Consider the following 24,594-nt stretch of genomic DNA (forward strand, 5'->3'; position numbering starts at 1 on the left):
CTGACGGGCCGGTCGTCGCGGATCAGGCCGCCGACGGCGTCAGCGCGAGCACCACCCCGAGGCCGACGAGCACGGTGCCGATGGCCTTGTTGAGCACGGTCTGCCGCCGCAGCAGCCGGTCCCGCAGCGCCTGCTGGGAGAAGAGCAGCGCGGCGAGCGCGAACCACACCAGGTGCGCGAACGACATGAACAGGCCGTAGCCGATCTGCTGGGGGACGGGGGTGTCGGCGCTGACGACCTGGGTGTAGGTGCTCAGGACGAACAGCATCGTCTTCGGGTTGAGCGCGTTCGTCAGGAAGCCGGTGCGCAGGGCGCCCGCCTTCGACAGGCCCTCGCCGTCCGACAGGTCGACGTCCACCCGGGCCTTGGTGACGAAGGTCCGGTAGCCGATGTACACCAGGTACGCGGCGCCGACCAGCTTCATCGCCGTGAAGAGGGCCGGGCTCCGGGACACCAGGAGCCCGACGCCCAGCATGGTGTACGTGACGTGGACGAGGACGCCGAGCGCGATGCCGACGGCGGCGAGGACCCCGGCGGTCCGCCCGTACAGATAGCTGTTGCGGACGGTCATCGCGAAGTCCGCGCCGGGGCTGATGACGGCCAGGACGGTGATGACCGCCACGGCGATGAGCTGACCCATGTTCCCGTCGTTCCCGTCTTCTCGTGCGGGCCGGGACGGGATGCGGATCCGCGCCGGGCGCCAGGGCTTGCGACAGTAGGTGATCACCGGCGCGCCGCGCGAGGCGTTTTCCCGCCACGCGCCCGCGCCGCCGGGGGGCCTGGTGCGGACGGCGGCCCCGGTGCTGTGATCACCCCATGGAGCACACGGAGCACACGGAGCACACGGAGCACACGGAGCACACGGAGCACACGGAGCACACGGAGCACACGGAACGCACGGAACGCGCGGAGCACGTGGAACGCGTGGATCTCGGGGAACGGCTCGACGGGTACGGGGTACTGATCACGGGCGCGGCGCGCGGCATCGGCGCGGCGACCGCGCGGCGCCTCGCGGCGGAGGGCGCGCGGGTCCTCGTCACGGACGTGGACGAGGAGGAGGCGCGGGCGACGGCGGCCGGGCTGCCGGGGGCGGAGTCCGTACGCTGCGACGTGTCCGACCAGGGTTCGGTAGACGCGGCCGTGGCGTACGCGGTGGAGGCCTTCGGCGGTCTCGACGTCCTCGTGAACAACGCGCTCGGGCCCGTGGCGCCCGACCGGGACCGCTTCGAGGACGAGCCGGACGAGGTCTGGGCCGTCCAGCACGACGTCACGTTCATGGGGGCGGTGCGCTGCTCGCGGGCGGCGCTGCCGCACCTGGCGGCGGGCGGGCGCGGGGCGATCGTCACCATCGGGTCGGTCAACGCGGAGGCGGACTTCGGCAACCACGCGTACAGCGCGGCCAAGGCCGGGCTCGCCTCCTTCACCCGCACCCTGGCGGGGGACGCGGCGGCGCGCGGGGTCCGGGTCAACCAGATCAACCCGGGGACGATCGCGACCAGGGCGTGGGCGGGCAGGGAGGAGGGGCTCGCCGCCCTGGCCGAGCGGGTCTATCCGCTGGGCCGCGTCGGCACCCCCGAGGACATCGCCGCCGCCGTCGCCTTCCTCGCCTCCCGGGACGCCTCCTGGGTCACCGGCACGGTCCTGCGCGTCGACGGCGGGCTCCTCGCGGTGAACAGGCACTTCGCGGAGGTGCTGGGCGACTGAGCGGGAGCGGCGCACGGCCGCCGAGTGGGCCGCCGGTCGCGGGGTACACGGGCCGCGTGTGAGAACGCTCCCGCCGAGCAGACGCGGAGGAGGGGAGTCGGGCAACGGAGGAAGTGAGGATGCGATGAGCACGATCCAACGGCCGGTCCACGGCAGTGCCGCCGACGCGTCGGTGGGCGACCTCGTCTCGCGGGCGTCGCAGCAGATCTCGGACCTGGTCCGCGACGAGATGCGGCTGGCGCGGGCGGAGATGACCCAGAAGGGCAAGCGGTACGGCGTGGGCGGCGGCCTGTTCGGCGGCGCCGGCCTGGTCGGCGTCCTGGCCGCGCAGGCCCTCGTGGTGGCCGTGATCGCGGCCCTCGCCCTGGTCCTCCCGGTCTGGGCCTCGGCCCTGATCGTCACCGTCCTGCTGGCGGCGGGCGCGGCGGGCATGGCCCTGGCCGGGAAGAAGCAGATCGACGAGGCGGGCGCGCCGGCCCCCGAGCAGACCATCGACAACGTCAGGGCCGACATGGCCGAGATCAAGGAGAGGGCCCACCGATGAACCACCAGCCGCAGCGCGACAAGACCGCGAACGACCTCGGCGAGCTGCGCGAGCAGGCCGAGCACACCCGCGACGAACTCGGCCGCACGGTCGAGGCGTTGGCGGCCAAGGCGGACGTCAAGGCGCAGGCCAAGGAGAAGGCGGCGGAGCTGCGGGAGCAGGCGGCCGGCCTCCAGGAGAAGGCCGCCGAGAAGACGGCGGTCGCCACCGGCCTGGTCAAGGAGAAGGCGGCGCAGTCGGCCGTCCTGGTCAAGGAGAAGGCGGCGCAGGCCGCCGGCCTGGTGCAGGAGAAGACCCCCGACCCGGTCCTGGAGAGGGCCGAGGTGGTCGCGGACAAGGCGAAGGCCAACCGCACCCCGCTGCTCGCCGCGGCCGCCGCCCTGGCCGCCTTCCTGCTGCTGCGCCGGGTCCGCCGCGGCCGCCGCTGAGGACACCGCGGGGTCCGGACGTCGCCGCCCCGGGGGTATACCTCCCGGGGCGCGGGGCACACGGAGTCCATGCACGGACACCATGCGCGCCCCAGCAGCAGCACTCTGTTCGGCTCGACCCCCGCCCCGGCGTCCGACCGGGCGACGGGCAGGCACTCGCGACCGGGCAGGATCGCCACCCGTCTCCGCCGCCGGATCATGGTCTACGGGGCGGTCGAGTTCCTGTCCACGCACATCCCGGACGCCCCGGGCCCGGGCGAGGAGTGCCTGCTCCTGGTCCACGACCGCCAGGTCGTCGGCGAGGTCCACTACCGCACGTGCGCCCCGTGCGCCCGGGGCGTCATCACCGACGTCACCCTCGACGAGCGCTTCCACGGCAGCGGCCTGGGCACCCGGGCCCTCTCCCACCTGCGCGCCCGCCACCCGGGAACCGCCTGGCGCAGCACCCTGACCCTCCGCGCCACCCGCGACCTCCTGCGCCGGATGCGCATCCCGACGACGGACTCGGGACCGCTCTGCGCCCACGCGGGGTGACGGCCGGCGCCGTCACCCGGGGACGAGCCGCCCGGTGAACCCCGCGTCCCGGAGCCGCTCGTAGGCCGCGACCACGTCCTCGGGGACCTCCTGCTCGATCATGAACCCCCGGGCCGGATAGACGATCAACCGCTGTACGGCCCCCACGAGCATGTCGAGGACGAGCCGGGCGTCCCCGAGGGACGCGACGTACGCGCCGAGCGCCAGGGGAGCGGACGCGCTGACGACCTCCACCTCCGGCCAGAGCCGCCGGGCGGTGGCGTACGCCCGCCGCTCCTCGTACGGCTTGCTGACGAGCAGCACGGACGACACGTCCACGCCCCGCTCCGCGAGCAGCTCCCGGGAGAACCGGACGTTCTCCCCGGTGTTCCGCGCCCGCGTCTCCACGAGCACGACCTCCTCGGGCACCCCGCTCCCCACCGCCCGCTCCCGGTAGTGCACGGCCTCACCGCGCGGCATCCGGTCCCGGGTGGTCGGACTGGTGGCCCCGGTGAACACGATCAACGGCGCCATGCCCCGCCGGTACAGCTCCACCGTCACGTCGGCCACCCCGAGATCGTGACTCCCGAGCCCGACGGCGACGGAGCAGGGGCGGGGCTCGTGGCCCATCCGCTGGAAGTCCCAGAGGAGTCGGGCGTCGGCCATGACCACGCTGTCGTCCTCCGGCGCTTCGGAATCGTCGTCGTACTCGGCCCGTGCCATGCGCTCAGCCTTCCATGGGCAGGCCGGCAAACACGCCCGGAGCGGTCGCCGTGCGGGCCGGAACCCCGTCCACGCCCCACGAGAGAACAGGCGCGCAGACGGGGCGGTTCACACGTCAGCCCGTCGCGGGGACGGGCCGGTCCGGGGCGTCCAGCCACGGAGTCTCGTCCGTCGCCGTCACGGTCAGCCCGAACCGTTCGGGGCCGGGGCGGTCGTGCGACGTCCACCACGCGTACGCGGCCTCCGTCTCGTCCCAGAGGCGCCGTGGCCCGTGCTGCCAGACCGCGAACCGGTCGTCCGACCCCCCGTCCCAGTCCACGGCCGCCCACGACGTCGCGTCGGTCGTCGCGACCCAGAGCCGGGACGCCACTCCTTCCACGTCGGGGTCGTCGTGCCACGTCCACCACACGTCACGGAGCAGCAGCCCCATGGCGAACTGCGCGGCGAGGTCGTCGCCCGCCACCCGCCACGGCGGGAGGCCGGTGCTCGACTCGGCGGGCCGATGGGCGTCGCTCACCACGTCCCGGAAGATCCGCAGGTCGGTGCGCTGCGCCCGCATGAGCATGAACGCGGAGTGCGGCGAGAAACGACCCGACGCGGTGCCGGCGTCGTCCACGGTCATGCGGAGCAGCCCGTAACAGATCCAGGGGCTTTCCCACGGGGTCAGGACGACGCCCCCGGGCCTGACCTGTGCGAGCCACGGGCGGGGGACGGAGCGCACGGAACACGTGGCCACGAGCCGGTCGTACGGGGCGCTCCCCGCGTGGCCCAGGGCGCCGTCCCCGGCGACCACCTCCGCCCTGAGGCCCTCCTTCCACAGTCGGTCCTTGGCCGAGGCGGCCAGCACGGGGTCCACTTCGACGGTCGTCACGTTCTCCGGGCCGACCACGTGGGACAGGAGTCCCGCGTTCCAGCCCGTGCCGGTGCCGATCTCCAGGACCCTGTGTCCTTCGCCCACGTCTGCCATGCGCAGCATGCGGAACACGATGCCCGGCGCGCTCGCGGACGACGACGCCCACCGTTCGCCGTCCTCCCCGGGATCCCGGCCGTCGTTGACCTGCGTCACCACGGAGTCGTCGGCGTACACCGCCCGCAACCACGTCTCCGGGTCACCGGCACGGTCGCACGGCTCCAAGTCGTCACCCAGGTAGATGCGTCCGGGTACGTACGCGGAGCGGGGCACGGCCCGTGCGGCACGCTCCCACTCGGGCGACAGGAGCCCTTCCCGCTTCAGCGTGCCGAGCAGGGCGCGGAGCGCGGCCCGCTCGGCCGTCGCGAAGTCCTCCGGCATCGTCACCTTTCCTTCTTGTGCTTCGGCGGGTCCTTCGGCTTGGCCGTGTCGGAGGACGGCTTGGACGTCCCCGGGTCCTTACCGCCGGAGTGCTGCCCGGTACCGCCGCTTCCGCCCTTGCCCGTTCCCCATCCCATGCTGCTTTCCTCTCTCGGTCGTGAACCCTCTGTGGTGAAACCCGCCCCGGGCGTCGCTGTCCTTCCGCGCCCGGGGCGGGGCGTGCCCCGTTCCTACCGGAGGCCCGAACGGTCGCGTCCGGCAGGAACGGGAGCCTCGGCGCGGCGGACCCGCCGCGAGTGGCGCGCCAGCGCTTCGAGCTGTCGGCGCTGGTACGGCGTGGCGGGACGAAGCCGCGAAGCGGCTGCCTGCCACCGGTAGCCGGAGGGCCGTTGGAGGGACACGAGCGCTCCCTTCACGGACCGCACCACACCCACCATCTCCGCGCCCGGATCGAACACGGGGGAGCCGTTCACCAGGAACGCGGGGGGTGATCCCTGCTCCGGCGGTTCAGCTCGCGCACCTGCGGGGACATCGCGTCGGTCCGTACGGGTGCCCCGGGCGATCTCCCCGGGCTCCCAGTGGCGCGGGTGCCCCCGGTTCTCGCCCGCGAGCCGCTTGAGCCCCGCGTGCACCTGTTCGATCAGGGCCCTCGTCGGCTCCGCGTACTCGCGCGGTACGGACTCCGGAACGAGCCGCCAGAACGCCCCCGCGCCTATCTGCGCGTCGAGCTCCGTCACGCTGTTCTGCTCGGGGGCGGTGGCTCTCTCGTCCATGGTTCGGTCCCTCGCGGTGACGTCGTTCCGTGCGGTGATCCCTGCTCGCTCTAGGCAACCGCGTGGCTACCGACAGCGGTACTGTTGTGAAGGGGGTGGGGGCTTAAGAGCTTTAAGTTCGTGCACGTCATGGGGAGTTGAGGGCTTGTGGCCGACCCGAAGCCGAACGAAGGACTCGTGCGCCTCTACCGGGAGACCGGCTGGACGCTGCGGCAGTTCGCCCGGGAGATCAACCGGCTGGGCACGGAGAGGGGCACGCCCCTCCGGTACCGGGAGCCGTCGGTCCACCAGTGGCTCAAGGGGCACCTGCCGAAGGAAGCGGTCCGGCCGCTGGTCCTGGAGGCGCTCGCCCGCAGGCTGCGTCGTCCCGTGACACGCGGCGAAGCGGGATTTCCGGTGGCTTCCGCGGATCGGCTGCCCGAACACCCCAGTACGGTGGAGGGGTTGCTGGACCTGGGGAGGCAAGACATGGATCCGTCCCGCCGCAGCGTTCTCGGGGTCGGCCTCTTCTCCGTCGCGCTGACCATTCCCCACTGGCCGGACGTCATCGGTCGAATGGAAGCGGCGCAGAAGGGTCACGTGCGGCGCATAGGGATGGCGGACGTCCAGGCCGTGGCCGCCATGACCGAGCGGATCTCCGACCTCGACGACCAGTTCGGCGGACGGACCGCCCGCCCCCTGGCCGCGGCGTTCCTCGTGAACACGGCGGCCCCGTACTTGCGCGCGGAAGCCCCTGACGACGTGCGCAAGGCGATGATGGGCGCCGTCTCGGACCTCTGCTACCTCACGGGGTACATGGCGGTGGACGAGGGGCTGCACGGGTTGGCGCAGCGGTATTACCTCAAGGCGCTCGAACTCGCGGGCGCCGCCGAGGACCACTTGACGTTCTGCACCACCCTGCGGGGCATGAGCGTCCAGGCCGTCGACCTGGGGCACGGCGCGGAGGCGATGCGGCTCGCGGACGCCGCTGCCGCCGCCTCGCCGAAGGCGGGCCCCCGGATGCGGGCCTTCCTCGCCGGCCAGCAGGCCCACGCGGCGGCGCAGACGGGGGCGCGAGCCGCGGCGCGGACTTACCTCGGGGAAGCCGAAGTGGCCATGGAAAAGGCCGAGTCGCAGTCCAAGGCCTTCGGCTCCTACGACCCTTCCTCGCTCCTCTACCACACCAGCCAAGTACGTTTCGAACTGGGCGACGTCGCCGGATCGATCGCGGCCATGCGGGAATCGGACAAGGTCCGCCAGAGCGTCTATCGGCGCGCTCGCGTCCGGCACCGCTGCACCCTGGCAGAGAGGCAGCTCGACCTGGGGCACCTCGAAGCGGCGTGCGCCACATGGGCCCTCGCGCTGGAGGATTACCCGAGCCTCCAATCCGGGCGGGCGGACGAGCGCATCAAGGTCATGCACAGCCGCATCAAGCCGTACCTCAAGAACCCCGTGGCGCGGGACCTCTTCGAGCGGGCGCGAGGAGTGACGCCGCCCGGCCTCCTCCCCCGGTGAGGGGAGGCGGGCCCCCGGCCCCGTCGGCGTGACGCCCCGTCACCCCGCGTGCAGCATCAGCCCGATCCCCACCGCCATCAGTGCCGCCGCCGCGACGCGCGGGCCGCCGAAGCGTTCCTTGAAGAGGAGGGCGCCGATGGCCGCGCCCACGATGATCGAGGACTCGCGGAGGGCGGCGATCGGGGCGAGGGGGGCCTTCGTCTGGGCCCAGAGGACCAGGCCGTACGCGGCGACCGAGAGGGCCGCGCCGAGGAGGCCGCGGGCGGCGTACGGGCGGAGCTGGGGGAGGAGGGCGGCGCGGCGGCGCCACAGGGCGTACGCCGGGATCGCCAGGCCCTCCAGGACCATCAGCCACGCGATGTAGCCGAGCGGGGTGCCGGAGGCGCGGACGCCGACGCCGTCGACGACCGTGTACAGGGCGATCGAGACGCCCGTCGCGCCCGCCGCCAGGAGGGCCGGGCCGTGCGGCCGCGCCCCCTTGCCCCGGACGCCCCACAGGGCGAGTCCGGTCAGGCCCGCGCAGGCCACCGCGACCCCCAGCAGCTGCCACCCGTCCGGGACCTCGTGGACGAAGACGGCCGCGAGGAGGGTCACGATCAGCGGGGCCGTACCGCGCGCGATCGGGTACATCTGCCCGAAGTCGCCCAGCGTGAACGAGCGCATCAGGAGCACGTAGTAGCCCACGTGCAGGAGCGCGGACACGGCCAGGTACGGCCACGCCCCCGCCGCCGGGAGCGGCACGAAGGGGACGAGGGCCAGGCCGATCAGCGCCCCGCCGCCCGCGATCAGGGTGAAGGAGAGCAGCTGGTCCTCGATGTGGTGCGCGAGGGCGTTCCAGCCGGCGTGCGTGACGGCCGCGACCAGGACCGCGAGCGTGACGAGCGGAGTCACGCCGAGGGCTCGCGGACGTCCACCAGGGTCCCGCCCGCGTGCGCGACCAGCGACTTCGGGTCGATCGCGAAGACGGTGTGCGGGGTGCCCGCCGCCGCCCACACCACCTCGTGGTCGAGGATCCCCCGGTCCGCGAGGACCCGGGTCCGGGTGCGGTGGCCGAACGGCGGGACGCCCCCGATCGCGTACCCCGTCGTCTCCCGGACGGCCTTCGCGTCGGCCCGGGTCACCTCCGCCGCGCCCAGCGCCTCCCGCACCCGCTCGACGTCCACCCGTGACGCGCCGTCCATCAGGACGAGCACCGGCACCCCGTCCGCCGCGAAGACCAGCGACTTCACGATCTCCGCGACCTCGCAGCCGATCGCGTCGGCGGCCTGCCGCGCGGTGCGGGTCTCGTCCGGGAAGCGGCGTACCTCGACGTCGAGCCCCAGCTCTTCGAGCGCGGCGGCGAACAGGGGGTGGGCGGTGCTGTGGGTCGTCATGGGCGCACGCTAGCGGTCCGTGTACGGGCCACGCGACCCGTTTCGGCCCTCGGGAACCTCCGGCGGATCAGCCCGCCCTCAGGACCTTCGCCACCACCTTGCCCGCCGAGTCGCCCCCGTGCCCGCCCGACTGGACCACGGCCCCCGCCGCGAGGTCGCCGGAGTAGCCGGTGAACCAACTGTTCGACTCGCCCTGGTTGTCGACCTCCGCCGAACCCGTCTTCGCGCCCTTCGGGGACGGCACGCCCGCCATCGCCGGGGTCGCGGTGCCGTCCGACGCGGTCGCCGCCGCGTTCATCATCGTGCGCAGGCCCGAGGCGATCCCGTGCGGCAGCGGCTCGGCCGTGACGAACGTCCGGTCGCCGTACTTCTTCGGCACCAGGTACGGCTGGAGGAAGCCGCTGTTCTTCACGGTCGCGGAGAGCGAGGCGACGTTCAGGGCGTTCATCGTGATCCTCCCCTGGCCGATGTACGAGGCGGCCGTCTCGGGTCCGTCCGACGCGGGGACGCTGCCGTCCGTCGGCGTCGTCGGGACGCCGACGTCCCAGACGGCGCCGATGCCGAAGTAGCGGCGGGCGGTCTCGCCGAGGGCGGTGTCCGCGACGCCCTTCTCGTTGAGGGGGGCGATCGCCTTGATGAAGGCGGTGTTGCAGGAGCGGCGGAACGCCTCGGTGAGGGTGCCGTTCTTGATCTCGAAGCGGTCCAGGTTCTGGAAGGTCCTGCCGAGCCACTGCACGGTGGGCGGGCACTCCACCCGGCTGCCGGGACCGGCGATCCCGTGCTGCATCATCATCGCCGCCGTCACGATCTTCATCGTGGAGCCGGGTGCCTGCTGGCCCTGGAAAGCCGCGTTGAAGCCCTCCGCCGGGCTGTTGGCGACCGCCCGTATCGCGCCCGTGGACGGCTCGACCGCCGCCACGGAGGCCTGGCCGTACGCCTTGACCGCCTTCTCGGCCGCCGCCTGCACCCCCGCGTCGAGGGTGGTCTCTATCGTGCCCGGCTTCCCCTTCCGCAGGACGAGGAGGGGGGTGTCGGGGACGGTCCCGCCGTCCGACTCGATCCAGGTCTCGACCCCGGTCGTGCCGCCCGCCTGCGCCCCGTACCGCTGCCGCAGGGTGTCGATGACCACGCCGAGCGAGGGGTACTTCTCCTTGGTCAGCTCCACCCCGTTCCGGTCGACGGCCCGGACGGAGGCGACCTTCGCGGTGCCGGTGCGCAGGGTCGCGCCGGCGGTCAGCTTCGGGTGGAGGACGGCCGGCCGCCACCGCACCAGCGGCCGGCCCGTGGTCTGCCCCCGGACCACGGTCAGCTCGGAGGCGTACGACAGGTCCTTGGACACGCCCTCGTACGAGACCGTCGCCTTCACGGTGAACGGCACCTTCGTGCCGACCGGCGCCCCCGGGGTGATGACCGCCCCCGAGACCTTCGCGCCCTCCTTGTAGGCGAGCAGCGCGGACCCCGCCGCGACCGGGTCGTTCGTGAGCTGGGCGGCCCGGTCGGACTCACCGGCCGCCCAGGCCGCCAGGAAGTCCTTCGCGGTGGCCGTCGTCTCCTCGGGGGTGACGGGCCCCGATCTCTTCTCCGGCGCGGCCCCGCTCCGGGTGTTCACGGTCGAGTCGCCGCCCGTGACCCCGTTCCACAGGTTGTAGCCCCCGTAACCGACCCCGCCCGCGACGACCGCGAAGACCCCTCCGACGATCGCGACCTTGGCTCCACTGCGCATGGCTGCGTTTCCCCTCCCCCAGACGACCGTCCAGTCAAGCAGCGCCCCTTGCGTGTGTCGAGCAACTTCCGTCATGTCCGTCAGGCCGCCGGGCCTCCCGCCGCATTCCCCGACCGGTCGTACAACCTTTCGACTCCTGAGGATGTCGAAGGGGTGAACGGCGCGGGTGACGGTCCGTCACCCGCGCCTCCCGACGTACACGCGGCATGTGTTCGAGGCATGCCGAAACAGGGGGATCCCATGGCACGCGTACGCAAGGCCGTCGTGATCGCGACGACACTGGTGGCCGGTCTCGGGCCGGTGGCGCTGGGCGGGGCCTCCGCCTTCGCCGCACCGGCTCCCGTTCCGGCGACCGCACCGGCAGCTGTGGCCGAGGTGGGGACGGTCGAGCAGGAGGGGGGCCGGCTGACCGTTCCCGCCGGCGAGGAGGGGCCGGTCACGCTGTGGCTGAAGGCCTCGCTCCCGGCCGGGGTCACGGGTCCCGTGAAGGCCCGGGTGGAACTGCCCATCACCAACTGGCCGCCCGGTGGCTGGACCGACCACCGGACGGCGGCCCAGATCGACTCCACCTGCGCGGTCGACGGGGGCGTGCCCGAGCGGTGCAACTGGGTCGGGACGAGCTTCACCGGCGAGCCCGGCCCCTACCGGGTGCTCCTCGACCTGCCGGCCACCGGGGCCGCCACCACCCTCACCTACGCCGTGACGATCGACCTGCCGGAGACACTCGGGTGGATCGGCTCCCTCGACGCGCCCGTCACGCTGAAGGACGCCGCCGGCACCGTGGTCGCCGAGGGCAAGGCCGGACTCGACGTCGTCCCGGGCCGCCCGGCCTCCTGGAACCGGGGCGCCGTGCACGCCCGTGACAAGGCCGGCGTCCTCTGGCGTCACGAGGGCACCGCCGACCCCGCCAAGCCGCTGGCGGAGCCCAAGAGGGTCGGCGGCGGCTGGGGCGTCTACAGCACCGTCGTCCCGGTCGACACCACCCGCGCGAGCGGGCACGGCGACCTCGTCGCCCGGGACAAGGCCGGGGTCCTCTGGTACTACAAGGGCACCGGCGACCCCGACGCCCCCTTCGCGCCCCGCGTCCGCGTGGGTGCCGGCTGGAACGCCTACACCGCCCTCGTGGGCCGCTCCGGCGACCTCGTCGCCCGGGACGAGGCCGGAGTCCTCTGGCTCTACCGGGCCACCGGCAAGGTCACCGCCCCCTTCGCGCCCCCCGTCCGGGTGGGCGCCGGCTGGAACGCGTACGACCGGCTCACCTCCCTGGGCCTGGACGGCGCCCTGGCCCGGGACACGGCCGGCGTGCTGTGGAAGTACGACCCGAGGGCCCTCGTGGGCTCCTCCGACAACCAGCCCTACAAGCCGCGGTTCCGGGTGGGCGGCGGCTGGAACGCCTACACCGCCGTCGTCGGCACGACCGACCTCGGCCGCGACCGGACCCCCGACCTGGTGGCCCGTGACAAGGAGGGGAAGCTCTGGCTCTACCAGGGCGTCGCCGGTGAGAGCGTCGTCCCCGGCCCCGCCCGCACCCTCGTCGGGAACGGCTGGAACGCGTACGACCTCCTCTTCTGAGCCGTACGGATCCTGAGCCGTACCGATCCTGATCCGCACGGATTCCGAGCCGTACGCCCCCTCGTGCGAAAGGCCGCGGGCCCCGGGAGATCCCCGGGGCCCGCGGCCCTGCCGTGTCCGGTCTCACACCGCTCTCACACCGCTCTCACACCCACGTGTCCAGCCACATCCGCCCCCGCCAGTCCTCCGGCGGGATCGGCGTGCCCGTGTAGATGGGCCAGAAGTAGACGAAGCCTCGTGACTCTCGGCCCGTACGGCCCTGACCAGTGACTCCTTCGGCGTCTGGGGCCGCCGTGCCGAGGCCGGGCCGTCCCTGGGCCGTGACGGTCGCAAGCGGGGCGACCTCGGCGACCTTCGTCCGGTAGCTGTTTCGTCGGCGGGCAGATGGTTTTCGTCCTGGTACGACAGCGGACTTTGCCGGGTGTGGGAAGGGCCCCCGCGCGGAAGCGGAGGCCCTTGCGAGGGTCAGAAGGCGCCGTTCAGGTCCTGCCAGTCGCCGCCGCCGAGCCAGTCGCCGGCTCCGAGGCCGCCCCTGCCTGTACCCGCGTACCGGTACAGCATGCCGTCGGCGGCCTTCGTCGCGATGAGGTCCGGGCGGCCGTCGCCCGACCAGTCGCCGTTGGCGATGATCGTCGGCATGCCGTTCCAGCCGCCGCTGCCGACCAGCACCCGCGCACCGAGCGCGCCGGCCTTGCCCGGGTAGAGCCAGAGCTTGCCGGTCGACGCCTCGCGGGCGTACAAGTCGGCCCGGCCGTCGCTGTTCATGTCGCCGACGCCCGCCAGGGCGTTCATGCCGTTCCAGCCTCCGGTGCCGATCAGCTTGCGCGCGCCCAGGGTGCCCGTGGAGGTGCCCGGGTACAGCCACAGCTTCCCGGTGGACTTCTCCACCGCGAGCAGGTCGGAGCGCGCGTCGCCGGTCAGGTCGCCGAACGCGGCGATCCGGCTCATGGCGTTCCAACCGCCGGTGCCGATCAGCTTGCGCGTGCCGAGGCCGCCGGTCCCGGTGCCGGGGTAGAGCCACAGCTTGCCGGTGGCCGCCTCGCGGACGATCACGTCCTCGCGGTTGTCCCGGCTGAAGTCGCCATGCCGGACCATGGCGTTGAAGGCGTTCCAGCCGCCCGTGCCGACGAGTCGGGCGCTGCCGTCGACGCCGGGCAGGAACCACAGGCGTCCGACCAGGTCGCGGACGAGGACGTCCGCCCTCCGGTCGCCGTTCATGTCGCCGAATCCGGCAGCCTTGGGCGAGGTCTCCGAGATCCAGTGGGGGTACGCCGGCCCCTCGCACTCCCGGATCGTGCGGACGATTTTCACCGAGCTGACGGACCTGCTGGCGATGTTGGTGGTGTAACCGTCGTTCCCGTACCGTCCGGCGCCGTCCTCGTAGTTCGGCTCGTCAAACGTGCAGGCGAAGCCCGGCGTGCGGTTGATGATCAGGCGGAACTTGTTGTCCCACGTGCCCAGCGTGGCTTTACTCGACTGCGTCTTGAACATCGACCCCGTGCTGTCGGTGTTCGCCCACGCACAGAAGTACCCCGTGGGGCAGTCGCTCACCGCAGCCTGCGCGGGCGCGGCGCCCGCGCCGAGCAGGCCGAGCGAAGTGAGTCCCAGCGCGGCGGCCGTGGCGGCCAGACGTCGGAACAGGGGTGTACGCATGAATTCCCTCCCTGATGTGACGCGTGCATGATTCAACGCGCCACAGCGAGGACCGTATCCGCAGGCTTCCGCCCGCTGCTACACGGGTTCATCACCCCATCGGCCCTCACTGGCGGGTACGACAGCAGAAGGCCCGCATACACGACCTTACGTGACCGGGGTCGTCCCGGCCGGGAGGGTCAGCTCCACGGCAAGGGCACGGCCCTCGGCGCCGACTCGGCGGACGGCCTGGAGCGGGATCCGCTCCTCCTTGCGCCGCCGGCTCAGGACGCGGACGTCGTCCTGAGCCTGGAGGGTGGTACCAGCGCGGCCCCGGAGTATGGGTATCGGAGGCAGGGGAACGTCGCGGACCTTGCCGCCCTTCGGGGGAGCGAAGACGAACTTCCCTCGGATGCGCTTGAGTTGGTGGCTCACGGAGAGCCATCCGCCCTCGTGGTCCACCTCGTCCTCGGAGAGCCCGAACACCTCCCCCTGGCGTAGCCCGCACCCGCCGGCCACGTCGACCGACGTTCGCGGGAACTCCGGCAGAGCCGCCCGGACGGCGAACACCTGGTCCACGGTCCAGGGAGCGATCCGGGTGGGGGCCCCCTTCGGAACCTGGACCGACCGCGCCTTGCACGGACCTGCTTCGTTCCAGGAGACCCGTGGGGCTGTCCAGGGCACGCCGCCGGCGGCGGCTTCGTCGTTGGCGATCGCTGCTCCTGCCTGCGCGGTAGCGGAACCGGTGGGCCGGCTCCCGGGCCGTCTGTGGGCCGTCCGAGAGCCGCCGGCAGCCACCGTGAACCACCAGTAACAACCAAGAGGGCGCGACCACCGGTCGCGCCCTCTCCTCACGTTCTCCCAGTTAGACCCACGTCTCCAGCCACATCCGCCCCCGCCAGTCCTCCAGCGGGATCGGCGTGCCCGTGTAGATCGGCCAGAAGTAGATGAAGTTCCAGACGACGAGCAGGACGAGGCAGCCCGCCGCCACCGCGCCGAAGGTGCGGCGCCTCTCCGAGGAGCCCCGGGGGCCGACGAGCGCGCCCAGCATCATGGCGACCGCCAGACAGAGGAACGGCACGAAGACGACCGCGTAGAAGAGGAAGATGGTGCGCTCCTGGTAGAGGAACCAGGGGAGCCAGCCGGCCGCGATGCCGCAGGCGATCGCGCCCGCGCGCCAGTCGCGGCGGAAGGCCCAGCGCCACAGGACGTACAGGATCGCGAAGCAGGCGGCCCACCACAGGAGCGGGGTGCCGAGGGCCAGGACCTCCTGGGCGCACTTCTCCTTGGCGTCGGCCGGGCAGCCCCGCGTGCCGGGCGCCGGGGACTCGTAGAAGTACGAGACGGGGCGGCCGAGGACGATCCAGGACCAGGGGTTCGACTCGTACGTGTGCGGCGAGGTCAGGCCCACGTGGAAGGAGTAGACCTCGGTCTCGTAGTGCCAGAGGCTGCGCAGCCAGTCCGGCAGCCAGCTCCAGGTCCCGCCGCCGTTCAGCTTGTCCTGGTCGGCGGCCCAGGAGCGGAAGTAGCCCTTGTCGCCGACGATCCAGCCGGTCCAGGTCACCAGGTACGTCACGATCGCGACCGGCACCACCGACACGAACGCCGGGACCAGGTCCTTCCTGATCACCGAGAAGTGCGGGCGGACCGCGCCGGCCGTGCGCCGCCCGGCCACGTCCCACAGCACCGTCATCAGGCCGAAGGCCACCATGACGTACAGGCCGTTCCACTTGGTCGCCGCCGCGAGCCCCAGCATCACGCCGGCCGCGATCCGCCACGGCCGCCACCCGAGGCGCAGCGTCTCCGCGATCTCCGCGTCCGGCCGCAGCACCCCCTCCTCGTCCTCCGGGAGCGCCGCCGCCAGCCGTTTCCTGACCCGGTCGCGGTCCAGGACGAGACAGCCGAAGGAGGCCAGCACGAAGAACATCAGCACCTGGTCGAGGAGCGCGGTGCGGCTCATCACGAAGTGCAGCCCGTCGACCGCGAGCAGCAGGCCCGCCAGACAGCCCAGGAGCGTCGAGCGGAACAGGCGCCGCCCGATCCGGCACAGCATCAGGACCGACAGGGTGCCGAGCAGGGCCACCATGAAGCGCCAGCCGAACGGCTCGAAGCCGAACAGCTTCTCGCCCGCGCCGATCACCCATTTGCCCATCGGCGGGTGGACGACGTAGCCCGGGTCGGTCGGCACGAGGACCGATCCCGGGTCCTTCAGGACCGTCTTGTCGATGTCCTTCGGCCAGGCCCCCTCGTACCCCTGGTTGATCAGGGCCCAGGAGTCCTTGGCGTAGTACGTCTCGTCGAATATCACCGCGTGCAACTTGCCCAGGTCCCAGAACCGGAGCAGCCCCGCGACCGCCGTGACCAGGAGCGGGCCGCCCCAGGCCAGCAGCCGCCACAGCCGCTCGGCCGGGCCGGGGCCGACGCCGAGGAGCGACCACACGCGTGCGGAGGGCCGGGTGTACGGGGGGTCGAGCCGCTCCCGCAGCCCGATGGGGGCGGCACTTCCGGCGGGGGGCGCGTAGCCGAAGCGCCGGAGCCGCTGCTGCCACGAAGAGGGCTCTGCCACGGACTGCCGGCCCTCCAGGGTCTCGGGTGCGGTACTGGTCACCGCGCCATCGTAGGGAACGCGCCTGTGCGCGTCGCCCGTCCGGGCTGGGAGGATGGCACCCGTGACAGGAACGCTGGTACTCGCAGGGACCCCCATCGGCGACATCGCGGACGCCCCGCCCCGGCTCGCCACCGAGCTGCAGAACGCGGACATCGTGGCCGCCGAGGACACCCGCAGGCTGCGCGGCCTGACCCGGGCCCTCGGCATCCACACCTCCGGGCGCGTCGTCTCGTACTTCGAGGGCAACGAGTCCGCCCGTACGCCCGAGCTGGTCGAGGCGCTGGTCGGCGGGGCGCGGGTGCTGCTCGTGACCGACGCGGGCATGCCGTCCGTGTCGGACCCCGGCTACCGGCTCGTCGCCGCCGCCGTCGAGCGGGACGTCAAGGTCACGGCCGTCCCCGGGCCGTCCGCCGTCCTCACCGCCCTCGCCCTCTCCGGCCTCCCCGTCGACCGCTTCTGCTTCGAGGGCTTCCTGCCGAGGAAGGCGGGCGAGCGCCTCGGGCGGCTGCGCGAGGTCGCGGACGAGCGGCGGACCCTCGTCTACTTCGAGGCCCCGCACCGGCTCGACGACACCCTCGCCGCGATGGCCGAGGTCTTCGGCGCCGACCGGCGGGCCGCCGTCTGCCGCGAACTGACCAAGACGTACGAGGAGGTCAAGCGGGGCCCGCTGGCCGAGCTCGCGGCCTGGGCGGCCGAGGGCGTACGGGGCGAGATCACCGTCGTCGTCGAGGGCGCCCCGGAGACCGGGCCCGCCGAGCTCGACGCGGAGGAGCTGGTGCGCAGGGTGCGGGTGCGCGAGGAGGCGGGGGAGCGGCGCAAGGAGGCGATCGCGGCGGTCGCCGCCGAGGCGGGTCTGCCCAAGCGCGAGGTGTTCGACGCGGTGGTCGCGGCGAAGAACGCGGAGGCGGCGGGGCCGGGGGGCACGGCGAAGAACGCGGAGGCGGCGGGGCCGGGGGACACGGCGAAGAACGCGGAGGCGGCGGGGCCGGGGGACACAGCGAAGGGCTGAGGCGGGGCCGTACGGCGGAGGGTCGGGTTGAATCGAACTTTTGGCCGGTTGACTTGTACAACCCCCCGACCCGATCACGAGTCTCAACGGGCACGGCACTCCCCGTGTCCGTTCTTCTCGTGGGGGTTCACCTTGCAGTTCCGCTCCACCCGCCTCGCCCTGGCCGTCACCGCCGTCCTCACCGTCACGGCCCTCGGCGCCGGCACGCTGGCGACCGCCCCGGCCGCCCTCGCCGCCGGGCCGGGTCCGGTCGCGGCCCCGGCCCAGCAGGCCGCCGGCCTCCCCGTCTACCCGGAGGGCACCGACCCCGGGGGCGTGGGGGCCTCCGGCTTCCTGACGTACTTCTTCGCCGACGACACCTCCCGGAAGCTGCTCTGGACGCCGTACGGCGGTGGCCCCAGGACCCTGCTCCAGGCGCCGGAGGGCGGCGGCTGGACCGTGGGCGCCGGCGACGTGGTCGTCCTCGGCGACGACAACTGGGTCTTCGAGATGCGGTCGCTCACCCTGCGGAACATGGCCACCCCGTCCGCCCCCGCCGTCGGCATCGACCTCCGCCCGCTGAACGGGACGTTCGTGGCCGTCCTGAGCCCGACCAGCGTCCTCGCGCAGCTGACGAAGGCGGACGGCACGGCGGAGCTGCACGTGGTGACCAAGGACGGCGCCGCGACGAACACCCGCAAGATCGCGGGGCTGCCCGCGGACGCCACCGAGTTCTTCGGCTCGGAGGTCCGGGACGGCGTCGTCCTCGCCGGGTACGAGACGGGCCCGGCGAACGCCCGCACCGGCGGCCGCGCCCTGGTCGACACGGCGGCCGGCACGGTCACCGAGACGTACGCCTCCGCCGAGGCCGGGCGCGGCTTCGGCGGCCTGCAGTTCTCCGGCTCGCACGTCGCCTGGTACGAGTACGAGTCCGGCACCGGGGGGATCATCCGGTCCGTCGACCGCAGGACGCGCGAGGTGAAGCGGACCGTCCTCGGCCGCCACGACGCCGGGTGGTACACCTCGCTCGTGGGCGACCGGCTGGTCTACGGCAACCCCGCCACGCCGGTCCGGGCCGTCTCCCTGGCCACGGGCGAGGTCCAGGACCTCCTGGACTCCGGCTCCGCGGCGCTGACCGCGCCGGACGGCACCGCGCTGGTGCGCGGCGCGCGGGCCGCCGACGGCAAGGGCCTGTTCCGGGTCGAGGCCGGGCAGGACGGTGCCCTGAAGGTCACCAAGGCGGCGGACGAGGCCCCGCTGCCCGAGCTCGCGGTCGACCAGGTCCACGTCCCCGACACGGTGGACCTCGACCGGACCGGCGGCAAGGTGACGCTGGGATGGACGCTGTCGCGCCCCGACGCCCGCCTGGACGTCACGCTCACCCACATCGCCACGGGCCAGGAGTTCCACACGCGCGTGGACGCCCCCGCCGAGGGCACCCGCTTCTCCTTCACCTGGGACGGCACCGTCGACGGCGTGAACGCGCCGAACGGCTCGTACGGGGTGGAGGCCGAGGCGACGGCGCTCGACGGCACCGGCGAGCCCGCCCACCAGGGCTGGCTCATGAACGTCACCCGCGCGCACAACCCGCACGACTACACGAACAACGGCTCCACCGACGTCCTCGCCCGCGACAAGGACGGCGTGCTGTGGAACGACGACCTGCGGGACCGGCCGGCGGCCGGCGCGGAGGGGAGCGCCCGGCGCACCAAGGCGGGCTGGGGCTGGCAGATCTACCGGCAGCTGGAGGCCGTCGGCAGCATCGCGGGCAACGAGGTCGGCGACCTGGTCGCCGTCGACGGCTCCGGCGTGCTCTGGCACTACCTCGGCAAGGGCGACGGCACCTTCGCGTCCCGCGTGAAGGTCGGCGCCGGCTGGCAGGTCTACGACCGGATCACGGGCGGCAGCGACCTCGACGGCGACGGCCGCGCCGACGTCGTCGCCACCGACAAGGCGGGCGACCTCTACGTCTACAAGGGCACCGGCAACGCCTCGGCGCCCTTCGCCGCCCGCCAGAAGACCGGCTTCGGCTGGGGCGTCTACAACCAGATCACGGCCGTCGGCGACATCGCCGGATCGGCGGCCGGAGACCTCGTCGCCCGCGACAAGGACGGCGTCCTCTGGCTGTACCTCGGCAAGGGCGACGGCACGTTCGCGCCCCGCGTGAAGGTCGGCGCCGGCTGGAACGCCTTCACCCAGCTCGTCGGCGCCGGTGACGTCGACGACGACGGGCGCCCGGACCTGATCGCGTACGGGGCGGGCGGCACGTACGTCTACCGCTCGACGGGCTCCTCCACCGCCCCCTTCACCCGCCGCACGACGACGCTGTACGCGGGCGAGGGCACCGCGTTCGACAACGTCCTCTAGGGCGTGTCCGCGGGTCCGCCGGCCCTTGGCCGCCGGCGGACCCGCGCGGTCCGCTCCGCCGCCTTACGCTGGAAGGTAAAGCCGAACCCGGCGCCGGGACATTTTCCCCGGGCCCTCGGCAAGGGAAGGGCCAAGAGCCTTCCATGGTTCCTCCCCCGCTGATGCGCTCCGGCCCGAAAAGGCGTCCACTGATCGGTGGAGAGGAGCTGGCATGAGCGAGATCACCGGCACCGGCACGTCCGTCGCCCACGAGGCGTACGCCTTCGCCTGCATGCGCTGCGGATACGGCTGGGAGCAGGCGTACGACATCGAGCACCACGTCGACGCGGCCGGCCAGGAATTCGTCGTCTACAAGGCCGGGGGAGAGCGGGTCCCGTCCCCGCTGTCCAGCCCCACCTGCATGAACTGCGGCGGCCACGTCGTCCGGATCATGCGCGCGGGGCAGGTGTCCTCGGTGCTCGACCTGATCGCCGCGACCGAGAAGCACGGCCACGGGGCCAGGGAGACCAAGCCGATCGGGCCCGCCGGCCCCATCGGACAGGAGCTGACCGAGGGGCCCGACGTCCCGCCCGTGCCGCACCACTGGCACCTGTCGGACCTCCTGCACCCCTTCCGGAAGCGCGGGTAGCGCGGGCGGCCGGAAAAGGGGCGGGCGTCGGCACGCGTGGCCCTCGTACGATCGGGGCCATGAGTGCCAAGGACGCCCCGCCCCCGCTGCCCGAACCCCTCCTCGTGGAGGTCGCGGACTCCCACACCCATCTGGACATGCAGTCCGGGACGGTCGAGGAGGCCCTGGTGAAGGCCGCCGCCGTCGGCGTCACCACGGTCGTGCAGGTCGGCTGCGACGTGAAGGGCTCCCGATGGGCCGCCGAGACGGCCGCCGCCCACGAGAACGTGCACGCGGCCGTCGCCCTCCACCCCAACGAAGCCCCGAGGATCGTCCTGGGCGACCCCGACGGATGGTCCCGGCAGGGGGCGCGCGAGGGCGGCGGGGACGCGGCCCTCGACGACGCGCTCACCGAGATCGACCGGCTCGCCGCCCTGCCGCACGTGCGCGGGGTCGGCGAGACCGGCCTCGACTTCTTCCGCACGGGACCGGAGGGCGTCGCCGCGCAGGAGCGCTCCTTCCGCGCCCACATCGAGATCGCCAAGCGGCACGGCAAGGCGCTCGTCATCCACGACCGCGAGGCCCACGCCGACGTGCTGCGCGTCCTGGACGAGGAGGGCGCCCCCGAGCGGACCGTCTTCCACTGCTACTCCGGCGACGCGGAGATGGCGGAGATCTGCGCCGCCAAGGGCTACTACATGTCCTTCGCGGGCAACGTCACCTTCAAGAACGCCCAGCCGCTCCGGGACGCCCTCGCGGTCGCCCCCCTGGAGCTGGTCCTCGTCGAGACCGACGCCCCCTTCCTCACCCCGGCGCCCTTCCGGGGCCGCCCCAACGCCCCGTACCTGATCCCGGTCACCGTCCGGGCCATGGCGCAGGTGCGCGGCATCGGGGAGAACGAGCTGGCGGAGGCGATCGCGGTGAACACGGCCCGCGCGTTCGACTACTGAGCGCGAGGAGCCCGCACCGACTGTCACCGATCCATAACGGTTACGGGAAGTGGTCGGGTCGTCATGGAGGGTGACCGGGGCCGGGGCTAGGGTCCCGGCCTCGTGAGCACTTCCCAGGGCAGTCACCGGGCCGGACGCCGGGGCACGGCCCCCGCCGCCCTCCCCCTCCACGAGCAGCCGACGCAGGCGGCACCGCTGGCCGTGCCCGGCCCCGCGCCCGCCTCCTGGGGAGCCCCCGACGCCGCTCCCGGCACCGTCCCCGGCCAGGGCACCCGCGCCGGGGCCCGCCGCGCCGCCCGCCGCCGCCGGGCCGCCGGGCCCTCCCCGGCGGCCTCCAGGGCCCTCGGGGCCGCCGGGGAGGGCCTGCGGCGGCTCGTCCCGCAGGCCCTCGTCGTCGCCTTCCTCGCCGGCGGCACCACCGCCTTCGTCGCCGACGACAAGGCCGTCCGGCTCTCCGTCGACGGCGTCCCGCGCACCCTGCACACCTTCGCCGACGACGTCGGCGAGCTCCTCGCCGACGAGGGCCTGGCCGTCGACGCGCACGACATCGTCGCCCCCGCCCCCGGCGAGGCCCTCACCGACGGCGACGAGGTCGTGGTCCGCTACGGACGCCCGATCACCCTCACCCTCGACGGCCGGCGCCACCGGGTGTGGACGACCGCCCGGAGCGTCGAGGAGGCGCTGCGCCAGTTCGGGGTCCGCGCGGAGGGCGCGTACCTCTCGGTCTCCCGCTCGGCCGCCATCTCCCGGCACGGCCTCGCCCTCGACGTGCGCACCGAGCGGGCCGTCACCTTCCTCGCCGACGGGCGCGAGCGGACCGTCCGCACCAACGCCGCCACCGTCGGGGAGGCGCTCGCCGAGACCGGGATCACCCTCTCCGGGCGGGACGCCCTCTCCGTGGACCCCGGCTCCTTCCCCCGCGACGGCCAGACGGTCACCGTGCTGCGGATCACCGACAGCAGGCGGGTGCGCGAGGAGACCGTCCCGTACGCCGTCGAGCGGGTCCGCGACCCGGAGCTCTTCGCCGGGACCGAGGTCGTCGAACGGCAGGGCGCCCACGGCGTCCGCCGCGTCACGTACGCCCTGCGCTCGGTCAACGGCGTCCAGGGGCGGCCCCGCAGGCTCGGCGAGGAGATCGTCCGCGAGCCCGTCAGCCGCAAGGTGCGGATCGGCACCCGCCGCCCGCCCGCCACCGCGACCGGCGCCGACGGCCTCGACTGGGGCGCGCTCGCCGCCTGCGAGTCCGGCGGCCGGCCGGACGCCGTCGACCCCTCGGGGACGTACGGCGGGCTCTACCAGTTCGACCCCGCCACCTGGCACGCGCTCGGCGGCGCCGGCACCGCCCAGGACGCGCCCGCCGCCGAGCAGACCCTCCGCGCGAAGAAGCTGTACGTGCAGCGGGGGGCGAGCCCGTGGCCCCACTGCGGACGCCGGCTGCGCGGGTGAGCGGCGGGCCGTGCGACGGGCAAGGCCTAGTCTGTACCGGTGAGCGACACCACCGGTCCCGAAACCCCCGACGCCCTCCTCGGCCCCGCCGACATCCGTGAGCTGGCCGCCGTCCTCGGCGTGCGCCCCACGAAGCAGAAGGGCCAGAACTTCGTCATCGACGCCAACACCGTCCGGCGGATCGTCCGCACGGCCGGGGTGCGCCCCGACGACGTGGTCGTGGAGGTGGGGCCCGGCCTCGGCTCCCTCACCCTGGCCCTCCTGGAGGCGGCGGACCGGGTGACCGCCGTCGAGATCGACGACGTGCTCGCCGCCGCGCTGCCCGCCACGATCGGGGCCCGCATGCCCGCCCGCGCCGACCGCTTCGCGCTCGTGCACTCCGACGCCATGCTCGTCGAGGAGCTGCCGGGCCCGGCCCCGACCGCGCTCGTCGCGAACCTGCCGTACAACGTGGCCGTGCCGGTCCTGCTGCACATGCTGGAGCGCTTCCCGACCATCGAGCGGACCCTCGTCATGGTCCAGGCCGAGGTCGCCGACCGCCTCGCCGCCGGCCCGGGGAACAAGGTGTACGGCGTGCCGTCGGTGAAGGCCAACTGGTACGCCGAGGTGAAGCGGGCCGGCGCCATCGGCCGCAACGTCTTCTGGCCCGCGCCGAACGTCGACTCCGGTCTCGTCTCCCTGGTCCGCCGCGCCGAGCCGCTCGCGACCACCGCCACCCGCAAGGAGGTCTTCGCGGTCGTCGACGCGGCCTTCGCCCAGCGCCGCAAGACCCTCCGCGCGGCCCTCGCGGGCTGGGCGGGCTCCCCGGCGGCGGCGGAGGAGGCCCTGGTGAAGGCCGGGATCTCGCCGCAGGCGCGCGGCGAGTCCCTGACGGTGGAGGAGTTCGCGCGGATCGCGGAGGCCAGGGCATGAGCGGCACGCGTGCGCGAGGGCCCGTCACCGTCCGCGTCCCCGCCAAGGTCAACGTCGGGCTCGCGGTCGGCGCGGCCCGGCCCGACGGCTTCCACGACCTGGCCAGCGTCTTCCTCGCCGTCTCCCTGTACGACGAGGTGACCGCCACCCCCGCCGGGGGGCTCACGGTCACCTGCGAGGGCCCGGACGCCGACAAGGTGCCGCTCGACCGCACCAACCTCGCCGCGCGCGCCGCCGAACTCCTCGCCGCCCGGCACGGCCTCTCCCCGGACGTGCACCTGCACATCGCCAAGGACATCCCGGTCGCCGGCGGCATGGCCGGCGGCAGCGCGGACGGCGCGGGCGCGCTCCTCGCCTGCGACGCGCTCTGGGGGCTGAACACCCCCCGCGCCGAACTCCTCGACATCTGCGCCGAGCTGGGCTCCGACGTGCCGTTCAGCCTCGTCGGCGGGGCGGCCCTCGGCACCGGGCGCGGCGAGAAGCTGGGGGAACTGCCGGTCGGCGGCACCTTCCACTGGGTCTTCGCACTCGCGGACGGCGGGCTCTCGACCCCGGTCGTCTTCCGTGAGTTCGACCGGCTCACCGAGGGCACGGCGGTCCCCACCCCGAGCGCCTCCGCGGTCCTCCTGGACGCCCTGCGCACCGGCGACACCACCGCCCTCGCGGGCGCCCTCGCCAACGACCTCCAGGCCCCGGCGCTCTCCCTGCGCCCCTCGCTCGCCGCGACCCTGGCGGCCGGCACGGACGCGGGCGCGCTCGCCGCGCTGGTCTCGGGCTCGGGCCCGACGACCGCGTTCCTGGTGAAGGACGCGGAGACGGCGAAGACGGTCGCCGCCGCCCTGACCGCCTCCGGCACCTGCCGCACGGCCCGCACGGCGACGTCACCGGCGGCGGGCGCGACGGTGCTGCCCGGCTGACGCCGTCCCTCCGACGCCGTCCCTCCGCC

General features: G+C 73.7%; 24 protein-coding genes. 13 read left to right on the forward strand and 11 right to left on the reverse strand.

Translation table 11 applies throughout. The features are described 5' to 3' along the window. Positions 1-22: 22 nt before the first annotated feature. Positions 23-640 (reverse strand): LysE family translocator, encoded by a 618-nt coding sequence (locus tag ADL08_RS14480; protein ID WP_053642843.1) that lies wholly within the window; start codon positions 638-640, stop codon positions 23-25. A 284-nt stretch (positions 641-924) separates the two neighbouring features. Between ADL08_RS14480 and ADL08_RS14485 the strand changes: the two genes are divergently transcribed. The 4 genes from ADL08_RS14485 (at position 925) to ADL08_RS14500 (ending at position 3,210) form a co-directional block, all read left to right on the forward strand. After that, a complete protein-coding gene (locus ADL08_RS14485; protein ID WP_053642910.1) occupies positions 925-1,704 on the forward strand; it encodes an SDR family NAD(P)-dependent oxidoreductase in 780 nt (259 codons plus the stop codon). A 124-nt stretch (positions 1,705-1,828) separates the two neighbouring features. After that, positions 1,829-2,248, forward strand: a complete 420-nt coding sequence (locus ADL08_RS14490; protein ID WP_053642845.1) for a phage holin family protein — start codon at positions 1,829-1,831, stop codon at positions 2,246-2,248. Then, positions 2,245-2,676 carry a DUF3618 domain-containing protein gene (locus tag ADL08_RS14495; protein WP_053642848.1) on the forward strand — a complete coding sequence of 144 codons (432 nt, stop codon included), beginning with the start codon at positions 2,245-2,247 and terminating at the stop codon, positions 2,674-2,676. Before ADL08_RS14490 ends, ADL08_RS14495 begins: the two co-directional genes overlap by 4 nt. A gap of 69 nt (positions 2,677-2,745) precedes the next feature. Continuing rightward, positions 2,746-3,210, forward strand: a complete 465-nt coding sequence (locus ADL08_RS14500) for a hypothetical protein (RefSeq protein ID WP_234352139.1) — start codon at positions 2,746-2,748, stop codon at positions 3,208-3,210. A gap of 12 nt (positions 3,211-3,222) precedes the next feature. On the opposite strand, the gene ADL08_RS14505 is transcribed toward ADL08_RS14500, so the two are convergent. From ADL08_RS14505 to ADL08_RS14515, 4 genes are all read right to left on the reverse strand, one after another. Continuing rightward, positions 3,223-3,912, reverse strand: a complete 690-nt coding sequence (locus ADL08_RS14505) for a YdcF family protein (RefSeq protein WP_078968158.1) — start codon at positions 3,910-3,912, stop codon at positions 3,223-3,225. Positions 3,913-4,027: 115 nt separating this feature from the next. Continuing rightward, positions 4,028-5,203 carry a methyltransferase domain-containing protein gene (locus tag ADL08_RS14510; protein WP_053642850.1) on the reverse strand — a complete coding sequence of 392 codons (1,176 nt, stop codon included), beginning with the start codon at positions 5,201-5,203 and terminating at the stop codon, positions 4,028-4,030. Between the two features lie 2 nt (positions 5,204-5,205). Next, positions 5,206-5,340 (reverse strand): hypothetical protein, encoded by a 135-nt coding sequence (locus ADL08_RS38745; RefSeq protein ID WP_267889564.1) that lies wholly within the window; start codon positions 5,338-5,340, stop codon positions 5,206-5,208. A gap of 93 nt (positions 5,341-5,433) precedes the next feature. Further along, on the reverse strand, positions 5,434-5,976 hold the full coding sequence (locus ADL08_RS14515; protein ID WP_053642852.1) for a hypothetical protein: 543 nt from the start codon (positions 5,974-5,976) through the stop codon (positions 5,434-5,436). A 147-nt stretch (positions 5,977-6,123) separates the two neighbouring features. Between ADL08_RS14515 and ADL08_RS14520 the strand changes: the two genes are divergently transcribed. Further along, on the forward strand, positions 6,124-7,470 hold the full coding sequence (locus ADL08_RS14520; protein ID WP_053642854.1) for a hypothetical protein: 1,347 nt from the start codon (positions 6,124-6,126) through the stop codon (positions 7,468-7,470). 39 nt (positions 7,471-7,509) lie between these two features. On the opposite strand, the gene ADL08_RS14525 is transcribed toward ADL08_RS14520, so the two are convergent. From ADL08_RS14525 to ADL08_RS14535, 3 genes are all read right to left on the reverse strand, one after another. Next, positions 7,510-8,361 (reverse strand): EamA family transporter, encoded by an 852-nt coding sequence (locus tag ADL08_RS14525; RefSeq protein ID WP_053642856.1) that lies wholly within the window; start codon positions 8,359-8,361, stop codon positions 7,510-7,512. Further along, on the reverse strand, positions 8,358-8,843 hold the full coding sequence (locus ADL08_RS14530) for a YbaK/EbsC family protein (protein WP_053642858.1): 486 nt from the start codon (positions 8,841-8,843) through the stop codon (positions 8,358-8,360). Before ADL08_RS14530 ends, ADL08_RS14525 begins: the two co-directional genes overlap by 4 nt. A 67-nt stretch (positions 8,844-8,910) precedes the next feature. After that, the gene (locus tag ADL08_RS14535; protein ID WP_053642860.1) at positions 8,911-10,566 is read right to left on the reverse strand and encodes a penicillin-binding transpeptidase domain-containing protein; all 1,656 of its coding nucleotides are present in this window, start codon (positions 10,564-10,566) and stop codon (positions 8,911-8,913) included. A gap of 240 nt (positions 10,567-10,806) precedes the next feature. Between ADL08_RS14535 and ADL08_RS14540 the strand changes: the two genes are divergently transcribed. Further along, positions 10,807-12,138 carry a tachylectin-related carbohydrate-binding protein gene (locus tag ADL08_RS14540; RefSeq protein ID WP_053642862.1) on the forward strand — a complete coding sequence of 444 codons (1,332 nt, stop codon included), beginning with the start codon at positions 10,807-10,809 and terminating at the stop codon, positions 12,136-12,138. A 465-nt stretch (positions 12,139-12,603) separates the two neighbouring features. Here ADL08_RS14540 and ADL08_RS14545 read toward each other — a convergent pair whose 3' ends face one another. From ADL08_RS14545 to ADL08_RS14555, 3 genes are all read right to left on the reverse strand, one after another. Further along, positions 12,604-13,791: an FG-GAP-like repeat-containing protein gene (locus ADL08_RS14545; RefSeq protein ID WP_053642864.1), complete on the reverse strand. Its 1,188-nt coding sequence runs from the start codon at positions 13,789-13,791 to the stop codon at positions 12,604-12,606. 147 nt (positions 13,792-13,938) lie between these two features. Continuing rightward, positions 13,939-14,256, reverse strand: a complete 318-nt coding sequence (locus ADL08_RS37620) for a hypothetical protein (RefSeq protein WP_199837006.1) — start codon at positions 14,254-14,256, stop codon at positions 13,939-13,941. A 379-nt stretch (positions 14,257-14,635) separates the two neighbouring features. Next, positions 14,636-16,378, reverse strand: a complete 1,743-nt coding sequence (locus tag ADL08_RS14555) for a dolichyl-phosphate-mannose--protein mannosyltransferase (protein ID WP_053642868.1) — start codon at positions 16,376-16,378, stop codon at positions 14,636-14,638. A gap of 61 nt (positions 16,379-16,439) precedes the next feature. Here ADL08_RS14555 and rsmI point away from each other — a divergent pair, with 61 nt between their 5' ends. The 7 genes from rsmI to ADL08_RS14590 all read left to right on the forward strand — a co-directional run bounded on the left by rsmI (position 16,440) and on the right by ADL08_RS14590 (position 24,565). Further along, entirely contained in the window at positions 16,440-17,387 is a 948-nt protein-coding gene (gene rsmI / locus ADL08_RS14560; RefSeq protein ID WP_420709601.1) for a 16S rRNA (cytidine(1402)-2'-O)-methyltransferase, read from the forward strand. A 132-nt stretch (positions 17,388-17,519) separates the two neighbouring features. Beyond that, positions 17,520-19,733, forward strand: a complete 2,214-nt coding sequence (locus ADL08_RS14565; protein WP_063885287.1) for an FG-GAP-like repeat-containing protein — start codon at positions 17,520-17,522, stop codon at positions 19,731-19,733. 211 nt (positions 19,734-19,944) lie between these two features. Continuing rightward, positions 19,945-20,361: a hypothetical protein gene (locus ADL08_RS14570; RefSeq protein ID WP_053642870.1), complete on the forward strand. Its 417-nt coding sequence runs from the start codon at positions 19,945-19,947 to the stop codon at positions 20,359-20,361. Between the two features lie 59 nt (positions 20,362-20,420). Then, the gene (locus ADL08_RS14575) at positions 20,421-21,290 is read left to right on the forward strand and encodes a TatD family hydrolase (protein WP_053642873.1); all 870 of its coding nucleotides are present in this window, start codon (positions 20,421-20,423) and stop codon (positions 21,288-21,290) included. A gap of 102 nt (positions 21,291-21,392) precedes the next feature. Beyond that, positions 21,393-22,736 carry a resuscitation-promoting factor gene (locus tag ADL08_RS14580; protein WP_053642875.1) on the forward strand — a complete coding sequence of 448 codons (1,344 nt, stop codon included), beginning with the start codon at positions 21,393-21,395 and terminating at the stop codon, positions 22,734-22,736. A 39-nt stretch (positions 22,737-22,775) separates the two neighbouring features. Further along, positions 22,776-23,648, forward strand: coding sequence for a 16S rRNA (adenine(1518)-N(6)/adenine(1519)-N(6))-dimethyltransferase RsmA (gene rsmA / locus ADL08_RS14585; RefSeq protein WP_053642877.1), 873 nt, complete (start codon positions 22,776-22,778; stop codon positions 23,646-23,648). Then, the gene (locus tag ADL08_RS14590; RefSeq protein WP_053642879.1) at positions 23,645-24,565 is read left to right on the forward strand and encodes a 4-(cytidine 5'-diphospho)-2-C-methyl-D-erythritol kinase; all 921 of its coding nucleotides are present in this window, start codon (positions 23,645-23,647) and stop codon (positions 24,563-24,565) included. The genes rsmA and ADL08_RS14590 overlap by 4 nt, the downstream gene beginning before the upstream one ends. Positions 24,566-24,594 lie beyond the last annotated feature (29 nt).

The organism is Streptomyces sp. NRRL F-6492 (assembly GCF_001280125.1).
Taxonomy (GTDB): domain Bacteria; phylum Actinomycetota; class Actinomycetes; order Streptomycetales; family Streptomycetaceae; genus Streptomyces.